Origin of the sequence: Bradyrhizobium jicamae, assembly GCF_018130695.1 — a bacterium.
GTDB classification, from domain to species: Bacteria; Pseudomonadota; Alphaproteobacteria; order Rhizobiales; family Xanthobacteraceae; genus Bradyrhizobium; species Bradyrhizobium jicamae_B.
The window spans coordinates 21,296-39,368 of record NZ_JAFCJX010000009.1 but is presented as its reverse complement, the minus strand read 5'-3'; the positions used below and the strand labels follow the sequence as shown (position 1 = coordinate 39,368).

At 64.8% G+C, this 18,073-nt stretch carries 20 protein-coding genes; 13 read left to right on the top strand and 7 right to left on the bottom strand.

Annotated features, from left to right (window positions below):
* Window positions 1-71: 71 nt before the first annotated feature.
* Together JQ604_RS14395 and JQ604_RS14390 are read right to left on the bottom strand one after the other, a co-directional pair.
* Window positions 72-584 (bottom strand): hypothetical protein, encoded by a 513-nt coding sequence (locus tag JQ604_RS14395; RefSeq protein WP_249158267.1) that lies wholly within the window; start codon window positions 582-584, stop codon window positions 72-74.
* A 591-nt stretch (window positions 585-1,175) separates the two neighbouring features.
* Complete coding sequence (locus JQ604_RS14390) at window positions 1,176-2,774, bottom strand: S10 family peptidase (protein WP_212358076.1); 1,599 nt, start codon at window positions 2,772-2,774, stop codon at window positions 1,176-1,178.
* 179 nt (window positions 2,775-2,953) lie between these two features.
* Here JQ604_RS14390 and JQ604_RS14385 point away from each other — a divergent pair, with 179 nt between their 5' ends.
* The 3 genes from JQ604_RS14385 (at window position 2,954) to JQ604_RS14375 (ending at window position 4,976) form a co-directional block, all read left to right on the top strand.
* A complete protein-coding gene (locus tag JQ604_RS14385; protein WP_212358075.1) occupies window positions 2,954-3,733 on the top strand; it encodes an NAD kinase in 780 nt (259 codons plus the stop codon).
* Between the two features lie 100 nt (window positions 3,734-3,833).
* Window positions 3,834-4,379 (top strand): response regulator, encoded by a 546-nt coding sequence (locus JQ604_RS14380; RefSeq protein ID WP_212358074.1) that lies wholly within the window; start codon window positions 3,834-3,836, stop codon window positions 4,377-4,379.
* 15 nt (window positions 4,380-4,394) lie between these two features.
* Entirely contained in the window at window positions 4,395-4,976 is a 582-nt protein-coding gene (locus tag JQ604_RS14375) for an Hpt domain-containing protein (protein WP_212358073.1), read from the top strand.
* Between the two features lie 52 nt (window positions 4,977-5,028).
* Here JQ604_RS14375 and JQ604_RS14370 read toward each other — a convergent pair whose 3' ends face one another.
* Both JQ604_RS14370 and JQ604_RS14365 read right to left on the bottom strand, forming a co-directional pair.
* Window positions 5,029-6,207: a DUF2336 domain-containing protein gene (locus JQ604_RS14370; RefSeq protein WP_212358072.1), complete on the bottom strand. Its 1,179-nt coding sequence runs from the start codon at window positions 6,205-6,207 to the stop codon at window positions 5,029-5,031.
* A gap of 179 nt (window positions 6,208-6,386) precedes the next feature.
* Window positions 6,387-7,394, bottom strand: a complete 1,008-nt coding sequence (locus JQ604_RS14365; RefSeq protein WP_212358071.1) for a transglycosylase SLT domain-containing protein — start codon at window positions 7,392-7,394, stop codon at window positions 6,387-6,389.
* Window positions 7,395-7,580: 186 nt separating this feature from the next.
* Between JQ604_RS14365 and ccoN the strand changes: the two genes are divergently transcribed.
* From ccoN to ccoS, 8 genes are read left to right on the top strand one after another with little or no spacing between them, the layout of a single operon-like run.
* A complete protein-coding gene (gene ccoN, locus JQ604_RS14360) occupies window positions 7,581-9,224 on the top strand; it encodes a cytochrome-c oxidase, cbb3-type subunit I (RefSeq protein WP_212358070.1) in 1,644 nt (547 codons plus the stop codon).
* A 6-nt stretch (window positions 9,225-9,230) separates the two neighbouring features.
* Window positions 9,231-9,974, top strand: coding sequence for a cytochrome-c oxidase, cbb3-type subunit II (ccoO, locus tag JQ604_RS14355; RefSeq protein WP_212358069.1), 744 nt, complete (start codon window positions 9,231-9,233; stop codon window positions 9,972-9,974).
* Window positions 9,971-10,141, top strand: coding sequence for a cbb3-type cytochrome c oxidase subunit 3 (locus tag JQ604_RS14350; RefSeq protein WP_212358068.1), 171 nt, complete (start codon window positions 9,971-9,973; stop codon window positions 10,139-10,141). Before ccoO ends, JQ604_RS14350 begins: the two co-directional genes overlap by 4 nt.
* Window positions 10,132-11,016: a cytochrome-c oxidase, cbb3-type subunit III gene (gene ccoP / locus JQ604_RS14345; RefSeq protein WP_212358067.1), complete on the top strand. Its 885-nt coding sequence runs from the start codon at window positions 10,132-10,134 to the stop codon at window positions 11,014-11,016. The genes JQ604_RS14350 and ccoP overlap by 10 nt, the downstream gene beginning before the upstream one ends.
* Window positions 11,013-11,261: a hypothetical protein gene (locus tag JQ604_RS14340; protein WP_212358066.1), complete on the top strand. Its 249-nt coding sequence runs from the start codon at window positions 11,013-11,015 to the stop codon at window positions 11,259-11,261. The genes ccoP and JQ604_RS14340 overlap by 4 nt, the downstream gene beginning before the upstream one ends.
* 16 nt (window positions 11,262-11,277) lie before the next feature.
* A complete protein-coding gene (locus tag JQ604_RS14335; RefSeq protein WP_212358065.1) occupies window positions 11,278-12,087 on the top strand; it encodes a DUF2189 domain-containing protein in 810 nt (269 codons plus the stop codon).
* Window positions 12,088-12,103: 16 nt separating this feature from the next.
* A complete protein-coding gene (locus tag JQ604_RS14330) occupies window positions 12,104-14,365 on the top strand; it encodes a cation-translocating P-type ATPase (RefSeq protein WP_212358064.1) in 2,262 nt (753 codons plus the stop codon).
* Entirely contained in the window at window positions 14,362-14,559 is a 198-nt protein-coding gene (gene ccoS / locus JQ604_RS14325) for a cbb3-type cytochrome oxidase assembly protein CcoS (protein WP_212358063.1), read from the top strand. The genes JQ604_RS14330 and ccoS overlap by 4 nt, the downstream gene beginning before the upstream one ends.
* Here the strand turns inward: ccoS and hisI are convergent.
* Together hisI and folE are read right to left on the bottom strand one after the other, a co-directional pair.
* Window positions 14,547-14,972 carry a phosphoribosyl-AMP cyclohydrolase gene (gene hisI, locus JQ604_RS14320; protein WP_212358062.1) on the bottom strand — a complete coding sequence of 142 codons (426 nt, stop codon included), beginning with the start codon at window positions 14,970-14,972 and terminating at the stop codon, window positions 14,547-14,549. The two genes, ccoS and hisI, sit on opposite strands and share 13 nt — an antisense overlap.
* 25 nt (window positions 14,973-14,997) lie before the next feature.
* Complete coding sequence (gene folE / locus JQ604_RS14315) at window positions 14,998-15,684, bottom strand: GTP cyclohydrolase I FolE (protein ID WP_212358061.1); 687 nt, start codon at window positions 15,682-15,684, stop codon at window positions 14,998-15,000.
* A 220-nt stretch (window positions 15,685-15,904) separates the two neighbouring features.
* On the opposite strand from folE, the gene JQ604_RS14310 reads away from it, so the two are divergent.
* On the top strand, window positions 15,905-16,351 hold the full coding sequence (locus JQ604_RS14310) for an iron-sulfur cluster assembly scaffold protein (RefSeq protein ID WP_212358060.1): 447 nt from the start codon (window positions 15,905-15,907) through the stop codon (window positions 16,349-16,351).
* A 173-nt stretch (window positions 16,352-16,524) separates the two neighbouring features.
* Here JQ604_RS14310 and JQ604_RS14305 read toward each other — a convergent pair whose 3' ends face one another.
* The gene (locus JQ604_RS14305) at window positions 16,525-17,445 is read right to left on the bottom strand and encodes a hypothetical protein (protein WP_212358059.1); all 921 of its coding nucleotides are present in this window, start codon (window positions 17,443-17,445) and stop codon (window positions 16,525-16,527) included.
* Between the two features lie 233 nt (window positions 17,446-17,678).
* Between JQ604_RS14305 and yidD the strand changes: the two genes are divergently transcribed.
* Window positions 17,679-18,032: a membrane protein insertion efficiency factor YidD gene (gene yidD, locus JQ604_RS14300; RefSeq protein WP_212358058.1), complete on the top strand. Its 354-nt coding sequence runs from the start codon at window positions 17,679-17,681 to the stop codon at window positions 18,030-18,032.
* The last annotated feature ends 41 nt before the right edge of the window (window positions 18,033-18,073 follow it).

Genomic DNA, 18,073 nt, shown 5'->3' with positions numbered 1-18,073 from the left:
TGCCGCAAGGCGGCACGATGCGGCATGCGCCGGCTGGCGCACGCGTCAGCAGTCAGGCGCTTTCCGCGCCTTCAGACGTGGCTTCGAGGGGGATGGTCAGGCGGCTTGGCTGCAAGGCCGTCGGTCATCTGGTCATCATGCAAGGCAAGCACGCCAAGCAAGCGATCAGGCTCGATCGCGGCGCTTGCGCCCGAGGGGGCCGGCATCGAGATGGTGAGCATGCAAAGCGCGAACAGCGGACAATCGGCGCAAGCCTTGGTGCTGGTCTGATCCGGACAGCACGGCATGTCGTCAGCCATCGCCTGCATGTCGCTGGCCGTGTCCATCGGACCGGACCCCGGATTGGCCAACACCGGCCCCGCCAGCGGCGCAAGCAACAGCCCCGCGGCGACCAGCAGCATGATCCAGAGACTGGCGAACCGATGGAGACGCATGGGTCCTTTGTCGCATGTCGACGTGGCGGCTGCAAAGGGGGATGGCATCACGATTTTGCCAGCTTTCAGCCCTTCTCCATGCAGAATGGCAACCTGCGCCTCGCCCGGCAAGAAATTCTTCTCCTTTTCGTAATTTCGCTTGACGCGCAACCCAAATCAGTGATCTAATGCACGCACCTCACCCGACAAGAGGGGCGTTGCGCAACGTCAGGAACGCGGGTCGAGATGCGGTGGACGCCGAGCGTACAATTGACGTGTGTGCGCAAGGCGTACGGCGAAGTCGTGTGGGCCTGCCGCCCCGATGCTGGTGGTAAGTCCGTGAGAGGCCCAAAGCCGATCGCTGATCATGGTGGCACAAAAGCAGAGTCTCACCAGGGCGAGCACGTATAAGCCGTAAAGCCATCGCGCAGGGAAGGCCGGCGTGCCTCCGCTGCATTTGTATGCCCGTGTGCGCCACTTTCTACCCATTGCGCACGGGACCTCGGGTGCAGCGTGCACCCGGTCTTCCCTGCGCCCTCACTCAAGAGAGAGGGCGAAACGAACGGTAAGACTCGGACAAAACATGTCGCGAGAATGCGAAACTGTATCCTCACATTCAGTGTCATCGCCCGGCTCGACCGGGCGACCCAGTACGCCGCGGGTTCTCGGTTCTATCGCTGGAGTCTCTGGAATACTGGATCACCCGCTTTCGCGGGTGACGACACCGAGGATGTGGCGGCTTCGCGACGATCAATACGCCCCTCACTTCATCACCGCCTCGACCTCCTTCCGGAACGCCTGGCGCGAGCCATCGCGGGAGTAGAACATGTGGCCGCCGGGGAAGACGACGAGCTTGACGCGGTCGCCACCATATGGCGGCAGCTGGTCGAGGATGGTGCGCGAGGCGAAATATGGCGTGGCGAGGTCGAACAGGCCGTGGCCGATCAGGACCTTCAGCTTCGGATCGAACGCCAGGATCTGGCGGAGCTGCCCGACCGACTCCGCCGGATTGATGCCATGACCGAAATCCCAGCTCCGGTTCACGGCCCCGTTGAGCACCTGGTAGGAGCCGTCCGGCCGCCAGTTCAGCTTGCGTGTGGTGAGGTCGACGATGGCGCTGGTCATCGGCGCCATCAGGGGATCGCCGGAGGGATCGCCGAAGCGGAAGTAGAGCGAGTCCGGATGCGGATCGAAGCCTTCGACGGAGGCATCGTAGCGGCCGGTCACCTTGCCGTTCTTGCGGTCGAACTCCCGGCGGAATTCATTGATGTCGAAGCGCCCGGTGAGCCTCCGGCTGACCTCCTGGTCAATGCCGGTGAGCTGCGCGAACCTGTCGGCGACGCGCGTGGAGGCTTCCTTGTCGGCGACACCCTTCATGAGATCGGCCAGGAACTCGCCCCGCGCGTAACGCTCGACATCGGCCATATCCTGATGCGTCACCGGCCCCTTGGCGGCGCGCGCCACCGCCGTCATGCTCGGCAGGCTGTAGACATATTGCAGGATGCTGGTGCCGGTGTAGTCGCGGAAGTCGAGCACCGGCGAGACCAGGATCAGCCCGCGCACGCCGACACCTTGGTCGGACTGCAAATTGCGCACCACCTTGGGGCCGCGAATGCCGCCATAGCTTTCACCGGCGACATACTTCGGCGAGGTCAGGCGGTCGTATTTCTCCAGCCAGCGGCGGATCACCAGCGCCACCGAATTGACGTCGCCATCGACCGAGAAGAAGCGCTTGCGCACGTCTTCACCGCTGGCGACGAAGCGGCTGTAGCCGGTGCCGACGGGATCGATGAAGACGAGATCGGTGAAGTCGAGCCAGGTCTCGGCGTTCGGCAGCAGCTCGGGCGATGCGGACGAATTGGCGCCCTCGCCGCTCATCGCGATGCGCCACGGTCCGGCCTCACCGAGCTGCAGCCAGGCCGAGGATGCGCCCGGCCCGCCGTTGAACAGGAAGGTCACCGGACGGGTCGCCTTGTCGGCGCCGTCGAGCTGGTAGGAGGTGTAGGCGATATCGGCCTGCGGCTCGCCCTTGTCGTCGAACACGCGGATCGAGCCGACGGTGGCGGAGAAAGCAAGCGTGCGGCCGGGCAGCGCCAGCGTCTGCTTTGTGGTGGAATCGGGCGGCAGGCGGTGCTGCTCGGCGGCGCCAGGCGCCGGCGCATTGGAGGCAGCGTCGCCGCCCCGGCCGCCACCGCCGCGTCCCTTCTGGCCGCCGGGAGCCTGGTTGCCGGGCGCCTGCGTGGTTGGCGCCTGCGCGGTGGGCGACGGTTGCGGTGCCGGCTCCTCCTCGGCGCGTGCGGCGGTTGCCAATGTCAGCGCGAGCAATGCCGCGGCAAACCGCATCGCAATTCCGTTAGCCATCTCGCCTGCTCCCTGTCGTTCCCACGACCCTCGCGTCTTGCAAGCTCACGGGTTTACCCTGCAAACTGCGACACTCCGGCAACGCCCGCAAGCCTTGGACGTCTTGGGGGCATCTCGACAAGGCCGCAGGGGATGTATAGACGAGCGCGGCGCGATCAGGGCCCAACGAGTTCGTGAGCATGAGCAAATCCAAGCGATATGAACGGATCGCCTTCGTCGCGAGCCCCAGCGCCGAGGCGCAAAAGGCGCTGGAACAGCTCACGGACATCTATGGCAATCAACCGGCCGACGAGGCCGACGTGGTGGTCGCGCTCGGCGGCGACGGCTTGATGCTGCAGACGCTGCACGCGCATATGCGGACCAACAAGCCGATCTACGGCATGCACCGCGGCACCGTCGGCTTCCTGATGAACGAATACTCGACCCACGATCTGCGCACGCGGCTCGGCTCGGCGCGCGAGTCCCTGATCAATCCGCTCTTGATGCGCGCCACCGACGTCAATGGCGGCGTGCATCTGCATCACGCCATCAACGAGGTCGCGCTGTTTCGCCAGACCTACCAGGCGGCGCGGCTGCGCATCCTGATCGACGAGCATGAGCGGATGGCAGAGCTGATCGCCGACGGCATCCTGGTCGCCACCCCTGCCGGCTCGACCGCCTACAATCTGTCGGCGCAGGGCCCGATCCTGCCGATCAACGCGCAGCTCCTGGCGCTGACGCCGATCTCGGCGTTCCGGCCGCGGCGCTGGCGCGGCGCGCTGCTGCCTAACACCGCCTTCGTGGTGGTCGAGGTGCTCGAGGGCGACAAGCGTCCGGTGGCCGCGGTCGCCGACCATGACGAGGTCCGCGACGTCCGCCGGGTCGAGGTGCTCTCCGACAAGACGATTGCGATGCGGATGCTGTTCGACCCCGGCCATTCGCTGGAGGAACGCATCTTGCGGGAGCAGTTCGGCCATTGACCGCGTCCCTCCCCGGCAACCATTCATTAACCCCATCGGGGATATGGTTAACGTCGGGTAATACCGCGTTGGCCCGGTATGCCCTGCTCAGGGCCGGACCATGTATCGCATTGATTTCAACAAGCTGCGATTTCTGATTTGCGACGACAATCCGCACATGCGGCGCATCCTGCGCACGCTGCTGCATTCGTTCGGCGCGCGCGAAGTCTACGAATCCGAGGACGGCGCCACGGCGCTCGAGATGTACACGCATTATGTGCCCGACATCGTCATCACCGACTGGTCGATGCCGATCTTCGACGGGCTCGAGCTCGCGCAGATGATCCGGCAGCCGGAATCCAAGGGCAACCCCTACGCACCGATCATCATGCTGACCGGCCATTCCGACAAGCGCCGCGTCACTGTCGCGCGCGATGCCGGCGTCACCGAGTTCCTGGCCAAGCCGATCTCGGCCAAGGGGCTCTATCAGCGCATCCTCAACGTGGTCGCCAATCCCCGCCCCTTCATCAAGACCAAGACCTATTTCGGCCCGGACCGCCGCCGCAACACCAACAACACCTATATCGGCCCGGAACGCCGCGGCAGCGGCGAGATGGAAGTGATGCAGCAGCCGTCGCTGCTCGAAAAAGCCCGCTCGAGCATCTAGTCGCAGGGAACCAGCATGGCCGCCAAGGACAAGCCAGGTGCGATCGAGGTCAAGAATTTCGACACGCACTTCGTGATCACGCAGCCGAACCCGCTGCGCAAGATGCTGCTCCGCGTGCCGGACTCGACGCTCGACGATCCCGTCGCGCGCGCCGAGAAAGCGCTGGAGGGACTGTCCGGCGAGTTCAAGACCTGGATGGCAGTCGAGGCCGACCGCCTCTCCGCCGCGCATGCCGCGGTGAAGCGCGACGGCTTCAACGACGACACCCGTGAAGAGCTGTTCCGCGCTGCCCACGACATCAAGGGCGATGCCGCGACATTCGGCTATCCTTCCGCGGCCGCGGCCGCCGACAGCCTGTGCCGGATCATCGAGCACGCGCCGGATCTGGACGCGGTGCCGGCGGACCTGATCGGCCACCATATCAACGCGATCCAGGCGATCGTGCGCGAGCGCACCAAGCTCGACACCGTCCAGGTCGCCAGCGTGCTGAGCAAGCAGCTCCGCGGCATCGCCGACGAATTCCTGATCCGCGCCAACCGCGACCGCCCCGAGCATCTCGAAGCCGTGCTCGCGCCGAGCATCGTGCCGGGCGAATAAACGCAGCCGCTGCTATTGCAGCAGCGGCTTCGCAATCCAATATCGCTGAGTGTTACGCTGCGACGAGATCGTCGAAGTCGAACGCCGAGATCGCGTCTTCGGCGGCGAGCTCTTCGCAGAACATCCGCGCTTCTTCCCGCGCCGATTCCGTCGCAAACCGCCGCAGCAGGATCAGCAGCGGCTCGGCGGCGGAGCGATCGGTTTCGCAATGGGTCAGCACACGTTCGACCATCCGCCGATGCAGCCGCGCCGCACCGTCATAGGTTTCGACATAGCCGATTTCCTTGATGGTCTCGAGCGCCACACGAAACGCCGCGAACGTGGTTTCCGGCAGGCCGGCGCGGATCAAGAGTGCCTGCAGGCCGGCCGAGCCGCGGTCCTGCAGCAGCGCGGAGACGCGCCCATGCGGCAGTCCGGAGAGTTCGGCGAGCGCAGCTCCAAACAGTTCGAGATTGCCCGACAGCAGCGCGCGCAAAATGAGACCCGCGGTGAGCTGGCCGGTCGCGCGCAGATGCGCGATCAGGCCCTGCATGTCGTCGCCGAAGGATTGGGCTGCGATGTTGACGGTGGAGCGCTCGCGCGCCTCGTTGGCGATTCGGTCGGCGCGGTCGGCGCTGAGCCAGTTCCGCGCCACCACGAATTGCGAGAGCGTCTCAGAGAGCTTTGCCACCAGCGCCATCCGCGTCGCGGCGGGCAGATCTTCCAGATGCAGCAGCGACTCGCGGATCGCGGCGAGATGGCCGTGCCGCTCGACGATGCGGTCCCAGGAGAACGGCGCGAGCTCGGCATAGGGATTTTCGATCAGCTCCAGCGCCGCCGCGGCCGAGCCGACCTCGGCGATCGCGGCCGAGACCGACGGCGGCAGGCTGATGCGGCGCGCAATCGCGCATTGCATCTCGTCGCTGCCGGTCGCGACGATGTCGACAAGATCGGCGTCGATCAGCAGCGGGGAATGTTCCAGCACGGGCAGCGAGACGGACGCCTGGTCGAGCGACAGCGCCTGCACGATCGCCGGCGGCGCCTCGGCGCTGCGCGAAAACACCTCGGCCATCGCCTGGCGGACCAGCGGCGACGGATCGTCGAGCAGCATCAGCAGCGCGCCTTCGGCGGCGTTGCGATCCTCGTGGGTGAGATCGGAAATGAGCCAGGCCCGCGCCAGGGCCCGCGTCGCCTCGGCCCGCTCGCCTGCCGGAGCGGTCCTGATCCAACTAATGAACTGCCGAACGATCATGGTCTTTCCGGCTTACGCAACCGCTACGGCACCACGACGCGATGCCACTGCAACAGAAAATAAACCATGACGCTTAACAAAGGGTTCACCATAACCGTTTGGGATGATTGACGTTTCGTTAATGGAACAAAGGTGGCGCCGCCCGCATCGCAGCAAAATGCCGCTGCTCTCATCGCGCCTTAGCTGGAGAAGGTGCCGTTGCGATCGCTGAACAGATCGAGCCGGCCGGACGAGCCGACCGCGGGCGTCGCCTGTGCTGTCAGCGAGCCGGAATTGCCCCAGAGTTCCTGCACCGCGGGCGAGACCGGTTGGGTGCGATCGCCGGCCTGGAACAGCGAGCGGAATACGGGTGCAGACTGTTGCGCAAACGCCGTGGTCTGCGACGTCGCGGACACCGGCGTCACGGCGCGGGAGTCCGGGAAGGTGGAGAGGTAGGTGGCGTTGTCCATGGTCAGCGCCGGCGTCGGCGTCGCGCTCGCGACCATGACGCGGCTCATCGTATCGCCGCCGGCTGCGGCAAACGCGGTGCGCGTGTCCTTGGCATTGGCGGCAGCCGCGTAACGCGTGCTCAGCACCGAATAGACCTGCGAGACGCTGCGCGCGCTGCCGGAGCGATCATAGAAGATCGAGCGGTTGGCCGCGGCGGCATTCGGGAACATCGATGCCGCATTTGCGTTCGGATTGTCCTCGGCGCTTGAGATCAGCTTCGCCGCCCCGCCGACGCCCATGAAGTGCGCCATATAGAGTTCGGCATCGTTCGGCCGCCGGCCGATCTTGCCGGTGAGCTTGAAACTGTTCGACTGCGTCAGCACCGCAGCCATCTGCGACGCCGCATCAGGATCGTCGCGCAACTTCATGATGGCATTGCGCGCGGTGGGATCGCTGACCGAATAGGTGCCGTTGGAATTCCTGGTGATGGCGTCGGCATATTTGCCGTAGCCAAGCTGGCTTCCCGCCTCCTTCACCGTCCCGAGCCAGGTCTGGTCGATGAACTGAAACAGCCCGTGTGCCGACGACGTGGTGGCGCCGGCCTTCGGGTTGAAGTTGGACTCCATCTTCGCGGTGGTGAGCAGATATTCGAAGCTCGCGCCTGTCGTGGAGGCCGCCTGCTTGATCGAGGTCGCGATCTTCAGACGTGAGGGATCGACACCTGCCGCAGCCGTGGCGTTGAATGTGTCGACCGACATCTGTCCGGTGCCTTGGTCGGGCGCCGGCAATCGGCACCCATGTGCCGGTAACACTGCCGTAATTATGGTTAATGGCGGGTTAAGGCCTCCCGCCGGGTTGGGCTGCCCTCATTGATCTGGATCAACACCAACCGCCTGTTCGTGCTGGCGAATGCATTTCTGCCCTCACCTCTCGCAGGCGTCCCCATGATTGCCCAACTCACGCGAAATGAACGGCTGCACGCGATTCAGATCGGCCTTGTGGTCGCGGTCTGCGGACTGCTGCTCGGCCTGGCGGGACGAGACGATCCGATCGGCCTTCATGGCGGACTGATCTTCGTCGCCGGATTGCTCGCAATTTTCCTGGTCGGCCGGGACTATTACGCCCCCGAGCCGTCCGATGACCGGTTGACCCGCTATTACGACGATCCCAGCAAGGCCGGGGTCGTTCTCTCAATCGCATGGGCCGTCTTCGGCCTGGCGGTCGGCGATTGGGTGGCTTGGCAATTGGTCAATCCGGATCTGACCTTCGGTGGCGGCTGGTCGAGCTTTGGCCGGATCCGGCCGGTCCATACCACGTCGGTGATCTTCGGGTTCGGCGGCAACGGCCTGATCGCGACCTCGCTCTACGTGCTGCAACGGACGTCGCGCGCGCGGCTGCCCGACCAGCTCGCGCCGTGGTTCGTGCTGCTGGGCTACAATTTGTTCTGCGTGCTCGCCGTCACCGGCTACATGATGGGCATCACCCAGTCGAAGGAATATGCGGAGCCGGAGTGGTACGCCGACATCTGGCTGGTCGTCGTATGGGTGGTCTATTTCCTGATCTATTTGCGCACGCTGGCGCGGCGCAAGGAGCCGCACATCTACGTCTCGAACTGGTACTACATGGCCTTCATCCTGGTCGTTGCGATCCTGCACATCGTCAACAACCTCGCGATGCCCTTGTCCTTCGGCAGCGCCAAGAGCTACTCGGCGTTTTCAGGCGTCCAGGACGCCATGACCCAGTGGTGGTACGGCCACAACGCGGTGGCGTTCTTCCTGACCGCCGGCTTCCTCGGCATGATGTACTACTTCCTGCCGGTGCAGTCGGGGCGGCCGATCTTCTCCTACCGCCTCTCGATCATCTCGTTCTGGGGCATCACCTTCTTCTACATGTGGGCGGGATCGCACCACCTGCACTACACAGCGCTGCCGCAGTGGGTGCAGACGCTCGGCATCACCTTCTCGCTGATGCTGCTGGTGCCGTCCTGGGCCTCCGCCGGCAACGCGCTGCTGACGCTCAACGGCGCCTGGCACAAGGTCCGCGACGACGCCACGTTGCGCTTCATGATGGTCGCCGCGGTGTTTTATGGCCTGACCACCTTCGAGGGATCGTTCATGGCGATCCGGTCGGTCAATTCGCTGTCGCACTACACCGACTGGACCATCGGCCACGTTCATGCCGGCGCATTGGGCTGGGTTGCCTTCATCACCTTCGGTTCGATCTACGCATCCGTGCCCTGGCTCTGGAATCGCGACGGCATGTACTCGGCGAAGCTGGTCGAAGCTCACTTCTGGCTCGGGCTGGCGGGGACCGTGATCTACGTGTTCGCAATGTGGAATTCCGGCATCATCCAGGGCCTGATGTGGCGGACCTACAATGAGAGCGGAACGCTCGCCTATTCCTTCGTCGATTCGCTGGTGGCGATGCGTCCCTACTACGTCGCGCGTGCGGTCGGCGGGCTGTTCTTCCTGATCGGCGCGTGCCTCGGCGCCTACAACATCTGGATGACGATCAAAAATCCCGGCCTCGTCGCGACGCAGGGCGGCGGCCGGCCCGAGCCGAAACTTGCCGCGCAGCCGGCGGAGTAACGCACCATGTCAATCTTCGGATTTCACTACCGACTGGAGCGCAAGGCGATCAGCCTCATTCTTGGGATCGTCCTGGTATCGAGCATCGGCGGTCTGGTCGAGATCGCGCCGCTGTTCACCATCAGCCAGACGGTCGAGACTGCCCCGGACATGCGGCTCTACACGCCGCTGGAGCTCGCCGGCCGCAATATCTACATCCGCGAGGGCTGCTACGCCTGCCATTCGCAGATGATCCGCACGCTGCGTGACGAGGTCGACCGCTACGGCCCCTACTCGCTTGCGGTCGAATCCAAATACGACCATCCGATGCTGTGGGGCTCCAAGCGCACCGGGCCGGACCTTGCGCGGATTGGCGAGAAATATTCCGACCAGTGGCACGTCGCTCACATGATCAATCCCCGCGACGTGGTGCCGGTCTCGGTGATGCCCGCTTATGACTGGCTGCTCGCCAACGAACTACGGACCGACGACCTCAGCCTTCACCTGAAGGCCCAGCGCAAAGTCGGCGTGCCCTATACTGACGACATGGTCGCCAATGCCGCAGCCGACGCTTACGGCCAGGCCAATCCGGACTCGACACAGGCCGACGGCCTGACCAAACGATACGGCAAAGCCACCACGGTCCGCATATTCGACGGCCAGGCCGATCGCCTGACCGAGATGGATGCCATGGTCGCGTATCTGCAGGTGCTTGGTCGTCTCACGACAGCCGCCGGCAAATCGATGGCCCAGACGGGAGCAAGCCAATGACTGTCGAGCACGATTTCCTTGTCGGACTCTCCAAATCGTTCGGCCTGTTCTACCTGATCGCGCTGTCGATCGCGGTCCTCATCTATACGTTCTGGCCGTCCAACAAGCGGCGCTTCGATCGCGCGGCTCAATCCATCCTCGATGGTGAGGACAAACCATGGCGGTAGAGCAGCAGGAGCGCGACAGCCACACCGGCTATCTCACCACCGGTCACGAATGGAACGGCATCAAGGAATTGAACACGCCGGTGCCGCGCGCGGTCTATTTCTTCCTGACGCTGGCCGTGCTGTACGCGGTCGGCTACTGGATCCTGATGCCGGCCTGGCCGCTGGGGGCGACCTACACCAAGGGGCTGCTTGGCATTGATCAACGCAACGTCGTGGCGGAATCGCTGAAGGCAGCGGCCGCCGATCGCAGCGTCTGGACCAGGAAGATCGAGACCGAGAGCTTTGCCGCGATCCAGTCCGATCCGAAGCTGATGCAGATCGTGCGCAGCACCGGCAATACCCTGTTCGGAGACAATTGCGCGGCGTGTCATGGCCGCGACGCCATGGGTGGCCCCGGATTTCCCAACCTGACCGCATCCCCCATGCTCTTTGGCGACCAAGCGGAGCAGATCTTCAACACGATCCGCGTCGGCATCAATTCGCCACATGCCGACACGCGCGTCTCGCAGATGCCGGCTTTCGGGCGCGACAAGATGCTGCCGCGCGCGGACGTCCTCAAGGCGGCCACCTTCGTCTATTCGCTCTCGCACAAGGAGGCGAAGAACCTCGATCCCGCGACGGTCGAGGCCGGCAAGAAGATCTTTGCCGCCAATTGCGTCTCCTGTCACGGCGACGACGCCAAGGGCAATCCTGAACTCGGCGCACCGAATTTGACCGACGCATTCTGGATTTATGGCGGCGACCTCGACAGCATCGACACCACGATCTGGGGCGGACGGCAGGGTCACATGCCGACGTGGGAAGGCCGCCTGTCCGAGCTCGATCGCAAGATTCTCACGCTCTATCTGCTCGACAAGCGGAGGGCCTCGCCATGAACAAACGCGTAGAGCCGGACAGGCAACCGCGCGCCAGGCCAATGATCGGTGTCTGGCTCCTGCTCACAGTCGCGGCCGCCGTTCTCATCGGCGCCAACGCGCATCTCATCTATGTCGCGACATCATCGCAACCCGCCTGCGTCGCGCATCTGAAGCAGGGCGACGGCGACGCCGCCCGCGGATTGTTCAGCGCTGCGCAGTCGTCGTGTTCGCCGCCAGTGCCGGTCAGTGCGGATCATTCCTGAGAGCGGAGAAAACGCCATGCCGATGATCCCTCCGGTTGCCGCTCCCCTCGCCCCTCCCAATCGATGGGCACGGTCGCTGACACCTGCCGATCCTTCCCAATGGCTGGCGCGAGGCTGGCGAGACTTGATGACACGGCCTTCGCTGAGCCTCGCTTACGGCATCGTCATTCTGCTGATCTCGCTGGCTTTCGTCGGCACCCTGATTGCGCTCGGACGCGACTACATCCTGTTTCCGGCGTTCGCAGGTTTCCTGGTGGTCGGTCCGATCCTGGCGCTCGGCCTCTACGAAAAGAGCCGCCGGATCGAAGCCGGCGAGCCGCTGCACTGGCACGATCTGTTCTTCGTCAGGCCGCGCTCCGGCGGCCAGCTGCTGTTCACCGGCGTGCTGCTCAGCCTGCTGGTGATGGTGTGGATGCGCGCGGCCGTCATCATCTACGCCCTGTTCTTCGGTCTGCTGCCGTTCCCGGGTCTCGACCACATCGCGCCGATGCTGTTCGCCACCAAGGTCGGATGGGCGATGCTCGTGGTCGGAACCGCGGTCGGAGGCCTGTTCGCGGCGTTCTCCTTCGCCGTCAGCGCCTTCTCCATTCCGATGCTGCTGGATGAGGACGTCGATGCCCTGACCGCGATGGGCAGCAGCATGGCCCTGGTCTGGAACAATCTGCGCGTTCTCCTGATCTGGGCCGTCATCGTGCTCGCGCTGTTCCTTATCAGCCTTGCCACCGGCATGCTTGGCCTGGTCATCATCTATCCATTGCTCGGGCACGCCAGCTGGCACGCCTATCGCGCCGTGAATCCCGCGTCTGCCGAACGGCAGCGCGGCTGAGAGACGGAGCCGATCCATGAGTTGCTGCGCACCCGGCGCCGAACTCTGTTTCGATCAGACCAAAAGCTCTGACGAGGAAATCCTGCTGTCTAGCCGAGCGCTGCCGGATGGCCTGCGCCAGATCGATCTGTCGGCGCCGGACATCCACTGCGGCGGCTGCCTGCAAAGAATTGAGACGGCGCTCGGCAAGCTCGACGGCGTCGCCTATGTGCGCGCCAATCTGTCTGCCCGCAGCGTCACCGTTCAATGGCGCGGCGACACACTTCCGCCGCTGCTCCCGACGCTTGCGGCCATCGGTTATCAAGCCCACATCCGCGACGTCGGCACCGACGGCAAGGACCCCACGCTGGCGAACCTGTGGCGTGCGCTCGCGGTCGCGGGGTTCGCCTCGAGCAACATCATGCTGCTGTCGGCGGCAAACTGGTCGGGTGCGGAGGCTGCGACGCGCGACCTCTTTCACTGGATCTCCGCCGCGATCGCGCTGCCGACGCTGGCCTATTCGGGGCAGCCGTTCTTTCGTTCGGCGTGGCGCAGCTTGCGCCAGGGCCAAACCAATATGGACGTTCCGATTTCGATCGGCGTCCTGCTCGCGTTTGGCATGAGCCTTTGGGAAACCACCCTGCACGGCCAGCACGCCTATTTCGACGCTTCCGTGTCGCTGCTGTTCTTCCTGCTGATCGGGCGCACGCTCGACCACATGATGCGCGAACGCGCGCGTCGGGCGGTGGGCGGATTGGCGCGGCTCAGCGCCCGCGGCGCGCTTTGGCAAAGGCCGGACGGCACGCAAATCTACCTTCCCGTCGATGACATCGAGCCGGGAATGACCATCCTGCTGGCGGCGGGCGAACGTGTTCCGGTGGATTGCCGCGTGATCAGCGGCCGTTCCGAACTCGAACACTCGCTGGTATCGGGTGAAAGCGTGCCGCAACCGGCTGTCGAAGGCACGGAATTGCAGGCCGGACTCCTCAATCTCACCGCCCCGCTCACAGTCATGGCGACGGCTTCGGCAAGGAACTCCTTCCTCGCCGAAATGGTGCGGATGATGGAGACGGCCGAGACAGGCCGCTCGGCCTATCGCCGCATCGCCGACCGTGCCGCGCGACTTTATGCGCCGGTCGTCCACGCCACGGCCTTGCTGACCTTCATCGGATGGATGATCGCCACGGGCGATGCGCATCGCGCCATCACGGTTGCGATCGCGGTGCTCATCATCACCTGCCCCTGCGCGCTCGGCCTTGCCGTGCCGATGGTCCATGTCGTCGCCGCGGGGCGGCTGTTCGACCTCGGCATCATGATCAAGGACGGCAGCGCGCTGGAGCGGCTTGCCGATGTTGACACTGTCGTCTTCGACAAGACCGGTACGCTCACGGCCGGCCGGCCGCTTCTCACTCCGGGAAGCGGCTCTGACGCCACCGCGCTTGCGCTGGCGGCAGCGATCGCCGCGCACTCGCGTCATCCCTACTCCCAGGCGCTGGCGGCCTTCGGTGCCGGTGGCAAGCCGGTCCGGCTCGATGACGTCGCCGAATGTCCGGGGGCGGGTCTTGAGGCGCGGTCGGACGAAAACGTCTACAGGCTGGGTCGTCCGGACTGGGCCATCGCGGAACGTTCACGCGATCCCGTGGACCGCGATGCCAACGTCGTGTTGTCGCGCAACGGCGATTGCATTGCTACCTTCCGCCTCGTGGACTCCCTGCGCGCCGGAGCGCAGGACGCCGTCGCCGAACTGAAGGGTTCGGGCCTCCACGTCGAAATCCTGTCCGGCGACGGCGACGCACGGGTCCGCGCCATCGCCGATCGCCTCGGAGTAGGCTTTGCCGCCGCGGCGCGGCCGGCCGACAAGGTCGCTCGCATCGCCGCGCAGAAGGCCTCCGGCCGCAGGGTCCTGATGGTCGGTGACGGCTTGAACGATGCTCCGGCACTGATCGCGGCCGATGTCTCGATCGCACCGGGGTCGGCCGCCGATGTCGGCCGCAACGCCGCCGATGTCGTGTTCCTGCGCGAAAGCCTTCAGGCCGTGCCGCAGGCGCTCGCAATTGCGCGCGACGCGGCACCGCTGGTGCGGCAGAATTTCGGCTTGGCGATTGCCTATAATGTCGTCGCCATCCCGGTCGCAGTGCTCGGTCATGTCACGCCGCTGATCGCGGCGGTTGCGATGTCACTGTCGTCGGTGATCGTGGTGGCAAACGCCTTGCGTCTTCACCAGGGCTCACCGATCCGCCGGCCGATGGCACCGACATGTGATCGCACCGCAGCTCTCAACTATGGGCCGGTCAAATGATCGACTATTTCTTCCTTGTCCCCATCGCGATCGGAATGGGCCTGGCTGGGCTGGCATCGTTCATGTGGACGTTGAGGAGCGGCCAATACGACGATCTCCAGGGTGCGGCCGAACGTATTCTGTTCGAGGGCAATCAGGGACCCGTTGTCGAGAAGCGGCCCGTAGCAGGGCCAGATGATGGCTATGTGCGATAGACCTGCGCCGGATCGAACAGCCGGTCGGCATCGACGAAGGACAGGCTGACGGCGCCGCCCTCACCCTTGACCGCGCGATAAAAGCAGGAGCGCCGTCCGGTATGACAGGCCGCGCCGATCTGCTCGACGCGAATCCACACCGCGTCCTGATCGCAATCGAGCCGCATCTCGACCACGCGCTGGGTTTGACCTGACGTCTCACCTTTTCGCCATAAGGCATTGCGGGAGCGGCTGAAATACCAGGCCTCGCCGGTCGCGATGGTCTTGCGCAGCGCCTCGTCGTTCATGTGCGCAACCATCAGCACGTCGCCGGATGCAACGTCGGTCGCAACGCAGGTCACGAGACCTGACGCGTCGAATTTGGGCTGGAAGGCCAGCCCCTCTTCGCGCTCGTGATCGTGGGATGCAGACACGGATAACCTCGAAACGCTTGCGAGGTTACCGGTTCGGTCCTCGCACCAGGGACAGGAAGCGCTGCTGCTCCGCCGGATTATCGCGGAACACGCCGGTGAAGCGGCTGGTGAAGGTCATCGCGCCATGCTTGGCGACGCCCCGCACCGACATGCAGGTATGCTCCGCCTCGATCAGCACGGCAACGCCGCGGGGCTTCAGGATCTCATCGATCGCAGCAGCCACCTGGGCGGTGAGATGCTCCTGCGTCTGCAGGCGGCGGGCGAAGATGTCGGTCAGCCGCGCCAGCTTGGACAGGCCGACCACCCGCTCGACCGGCGTATAGGCGATATGCGCCTTGCCGTAGAACGGCATCATGTGATGCTCGCACTGCGAGGTGAATTCGATGTCGCGCACCAGCACGAAATCGTCGTAGCCGGCGGTCTCGCCGAAGGTGCGGTTCAGCACCTCGGCCGGGCACTGGTGGTAGCCCTGGTAGAGCTCGTCATAGGCCTCGACGACGCGGCGCGGCGTATCCAGCAACCCCTCGCGGCTCGGGTCCTCGCCGATATAGGACAGCAGCGTCTGCACCGCATGCTCGGCTTCGGCGCGCGACGGGCGCGGCTGGTCGGCGCGGACGGCGGCCGCTAGGAATTCGGAGGGATCGAGCTCGGCCGGACGCTCCTTCGGCTCGGATGGCTTGTTGGGGCGGATGGTCTTGATCAAGGCGTCCATGTCTTCTCCGTTCGACCGGCCTTCGGCCGGAGGTGTCACCGGGCAGACGGGGCAGCGCTCTTCGGCCGCCGGGCGCCTGAGTCCCTCACTTTGGTAGCACCGCTATGCCTGCAGGTGCTGCATGGCCGGACTATATTTCCGGCAATGCCGTTCATATATAGGACGGTCAGAACCAGCCGCCAAGGGCGCCCGGCCCTGCCGGAACCGAGCATCTGTCCCCATGCTGAACGACATCTACAACAAGCGGATCATCGAGTTGGCCGGCAATATTCCGCGCCTCGGACGACTGTCCGATCCCGACGCCAGCGCCACCGCCCATTCCAAGCTCTGCGGCTCGACCGTGAAGGTCGACCTCAAGATGGAAGGCCCCGTCGTGACCGACTTCGCCCATGACGTGAAGGCCTGCGCGCTCGGCCAGGCGTCCTCCTCGATCATGGCGAGCCACGTCATCGGGTCGACCGCCGAGGAGCTGCGCGAACTGCGCGAGACTGTGCGCAGGATGCTGAAGGAAAACGGCAGCCCGCCGCAAATCGGCAAATGGGCCGACATCGCCCTGCTCGAGCCCGTGCGCGACTACAAGGCACGCCACGCCTCGACCATGCTGACCTTCGACGCGGTCGTGGATGCGATCGGCCAGATCGAGGCCAAGGCCGGGCAGCCGGCGTAGCTTTCGGGCCTCGTCCTTCGAGACGCGCGTTCGCGCTCCTCAGGATGAGCGGCTACAGCAGCGCGCGAGATTGGAATCCTCGCCGAGGGGTTGGTGCTAGACCCTCATGGTGAGGAGCCGCGCAGCGGCGTCTCGAACCACGAGGCCGAGCTCACCCCAACAGGACAGGTAACTTACTGCGCTGGCTGAACCGGCGCGGGTGCGGCATGGCCGCCGGTCAGCGCTTCCGCCGTCTTGGTCGACTTCGTCGGCTGCGGCTGCGCTTCGCCGTCGACCGCGCGGCTCACAAAACGGTCCTGCGTCGGCTTCGTCTTCACCTCGGCCATCGGCACGTTGGCGTTGTCTTGCCGCGGCAGCACGTCGGCGATCGCTTCGGTCGTGATCAGGTTGGTCAGCCGCAGCTCTGCCGGCGACAATTCATGCAGGTCCTCCCACGGCGGAACGCTGAGGGAGAGCGACAGCAGATCGCCCGCGCCGCCCATGTCGAAGGTGTATTTGGCGAGACGGCCAATGTCGCGCTCGACGATCATGAGATCCTGCGCGCTGTAGCTCGCGGCACGCGCATCGTCAGCGCGGTCGCCCATCCAGATCTGGTGCACGCGAATACGTGCGGCCTCGGGCACGTAGCGCGTCTTGCCTGACAGCAGCAGGAACACGCACATCGACTCGCAATAGGCCTCGGGAACCACGGTCGCGCGCGCGCCCTGCGGCGTATCGATGGCGACACTCGTGCCCACGGTGGTCTTGAGATCGAGACCGCGGAACCGACGGCCGAGCGTGATCGCGTCATTGACCGAGCCGCCGCTGGAGTCGAGCACCACGGTCGTGCCGCGCAGGTCATGATTGCGCGCGAATGTTTCGAAGTCCTTCGGGCTGTCTGCCGTGATGATGCCGACCGCAGAGATCCAGCCCTTGCAATTCGGCTCGCAGGCGACCCAGCTGAACTTCATCGGCAGCTTGCGTTCTTCGAGGGTCGAGCCGGCGTGCGCCGAATTGCCCAGCGTCGTGACGACTGTGCCGGGCATTGCGATGCAAAGGCCGACGGCGCCGAGAAGCGCCCAGCCGCGCAATGAAAGCGACCTCACAAGCCTCAATTTGGTTCCTTCCCCCAAGCCACAAAAAGCAGCGATGGCCCCACTTCAACGCGACACGATTCTGTCATCGGAGCATTGGCAAAACGGTAGCTGTGCTGTCCTGGGCCGTCCATAATACCTTGGCTTGCTCCGTCGCTTTGCGGTGCGATAGTTGCGAACTGTGGCGTAAATATCTGCAAATACTGAGTTCCTCGCTTTGGAACCTCCGCAAGACTACGGTAGATTGTTTGCACATGCATCCTGCAGGCCCTTCCACGCCACGCGTCGAACAATGCACGCACTGTGCCAACAAGGTTCTGCGTCTGCCGCGTAACGCCGGCCGCGGGGTGATCTGGATCTACCGGCACACGCTGTCGCCGCTGGTCGGCTACAACTGCCGGCACCTGCCGACCTGCTCGGTCTATGGCGACGAGGCGATCGAGCGCTTCGGACTGTGGGCGGGCGGATGGATGACACTGGCGCGGCTGTTGCGCTGCCAGCCTTGGGGCACATCGGGCATCGACAACGTTCCGCAGGTGAAGCCATCGGGTGCGTGCTGGTACCTGCCCTGGCGCTACGGCCGCTGGCGCGGCGTCAACGCGGACTGAGATTCCAAACGCGCATTGCAGCCACGCGGAACTGTGGCCAA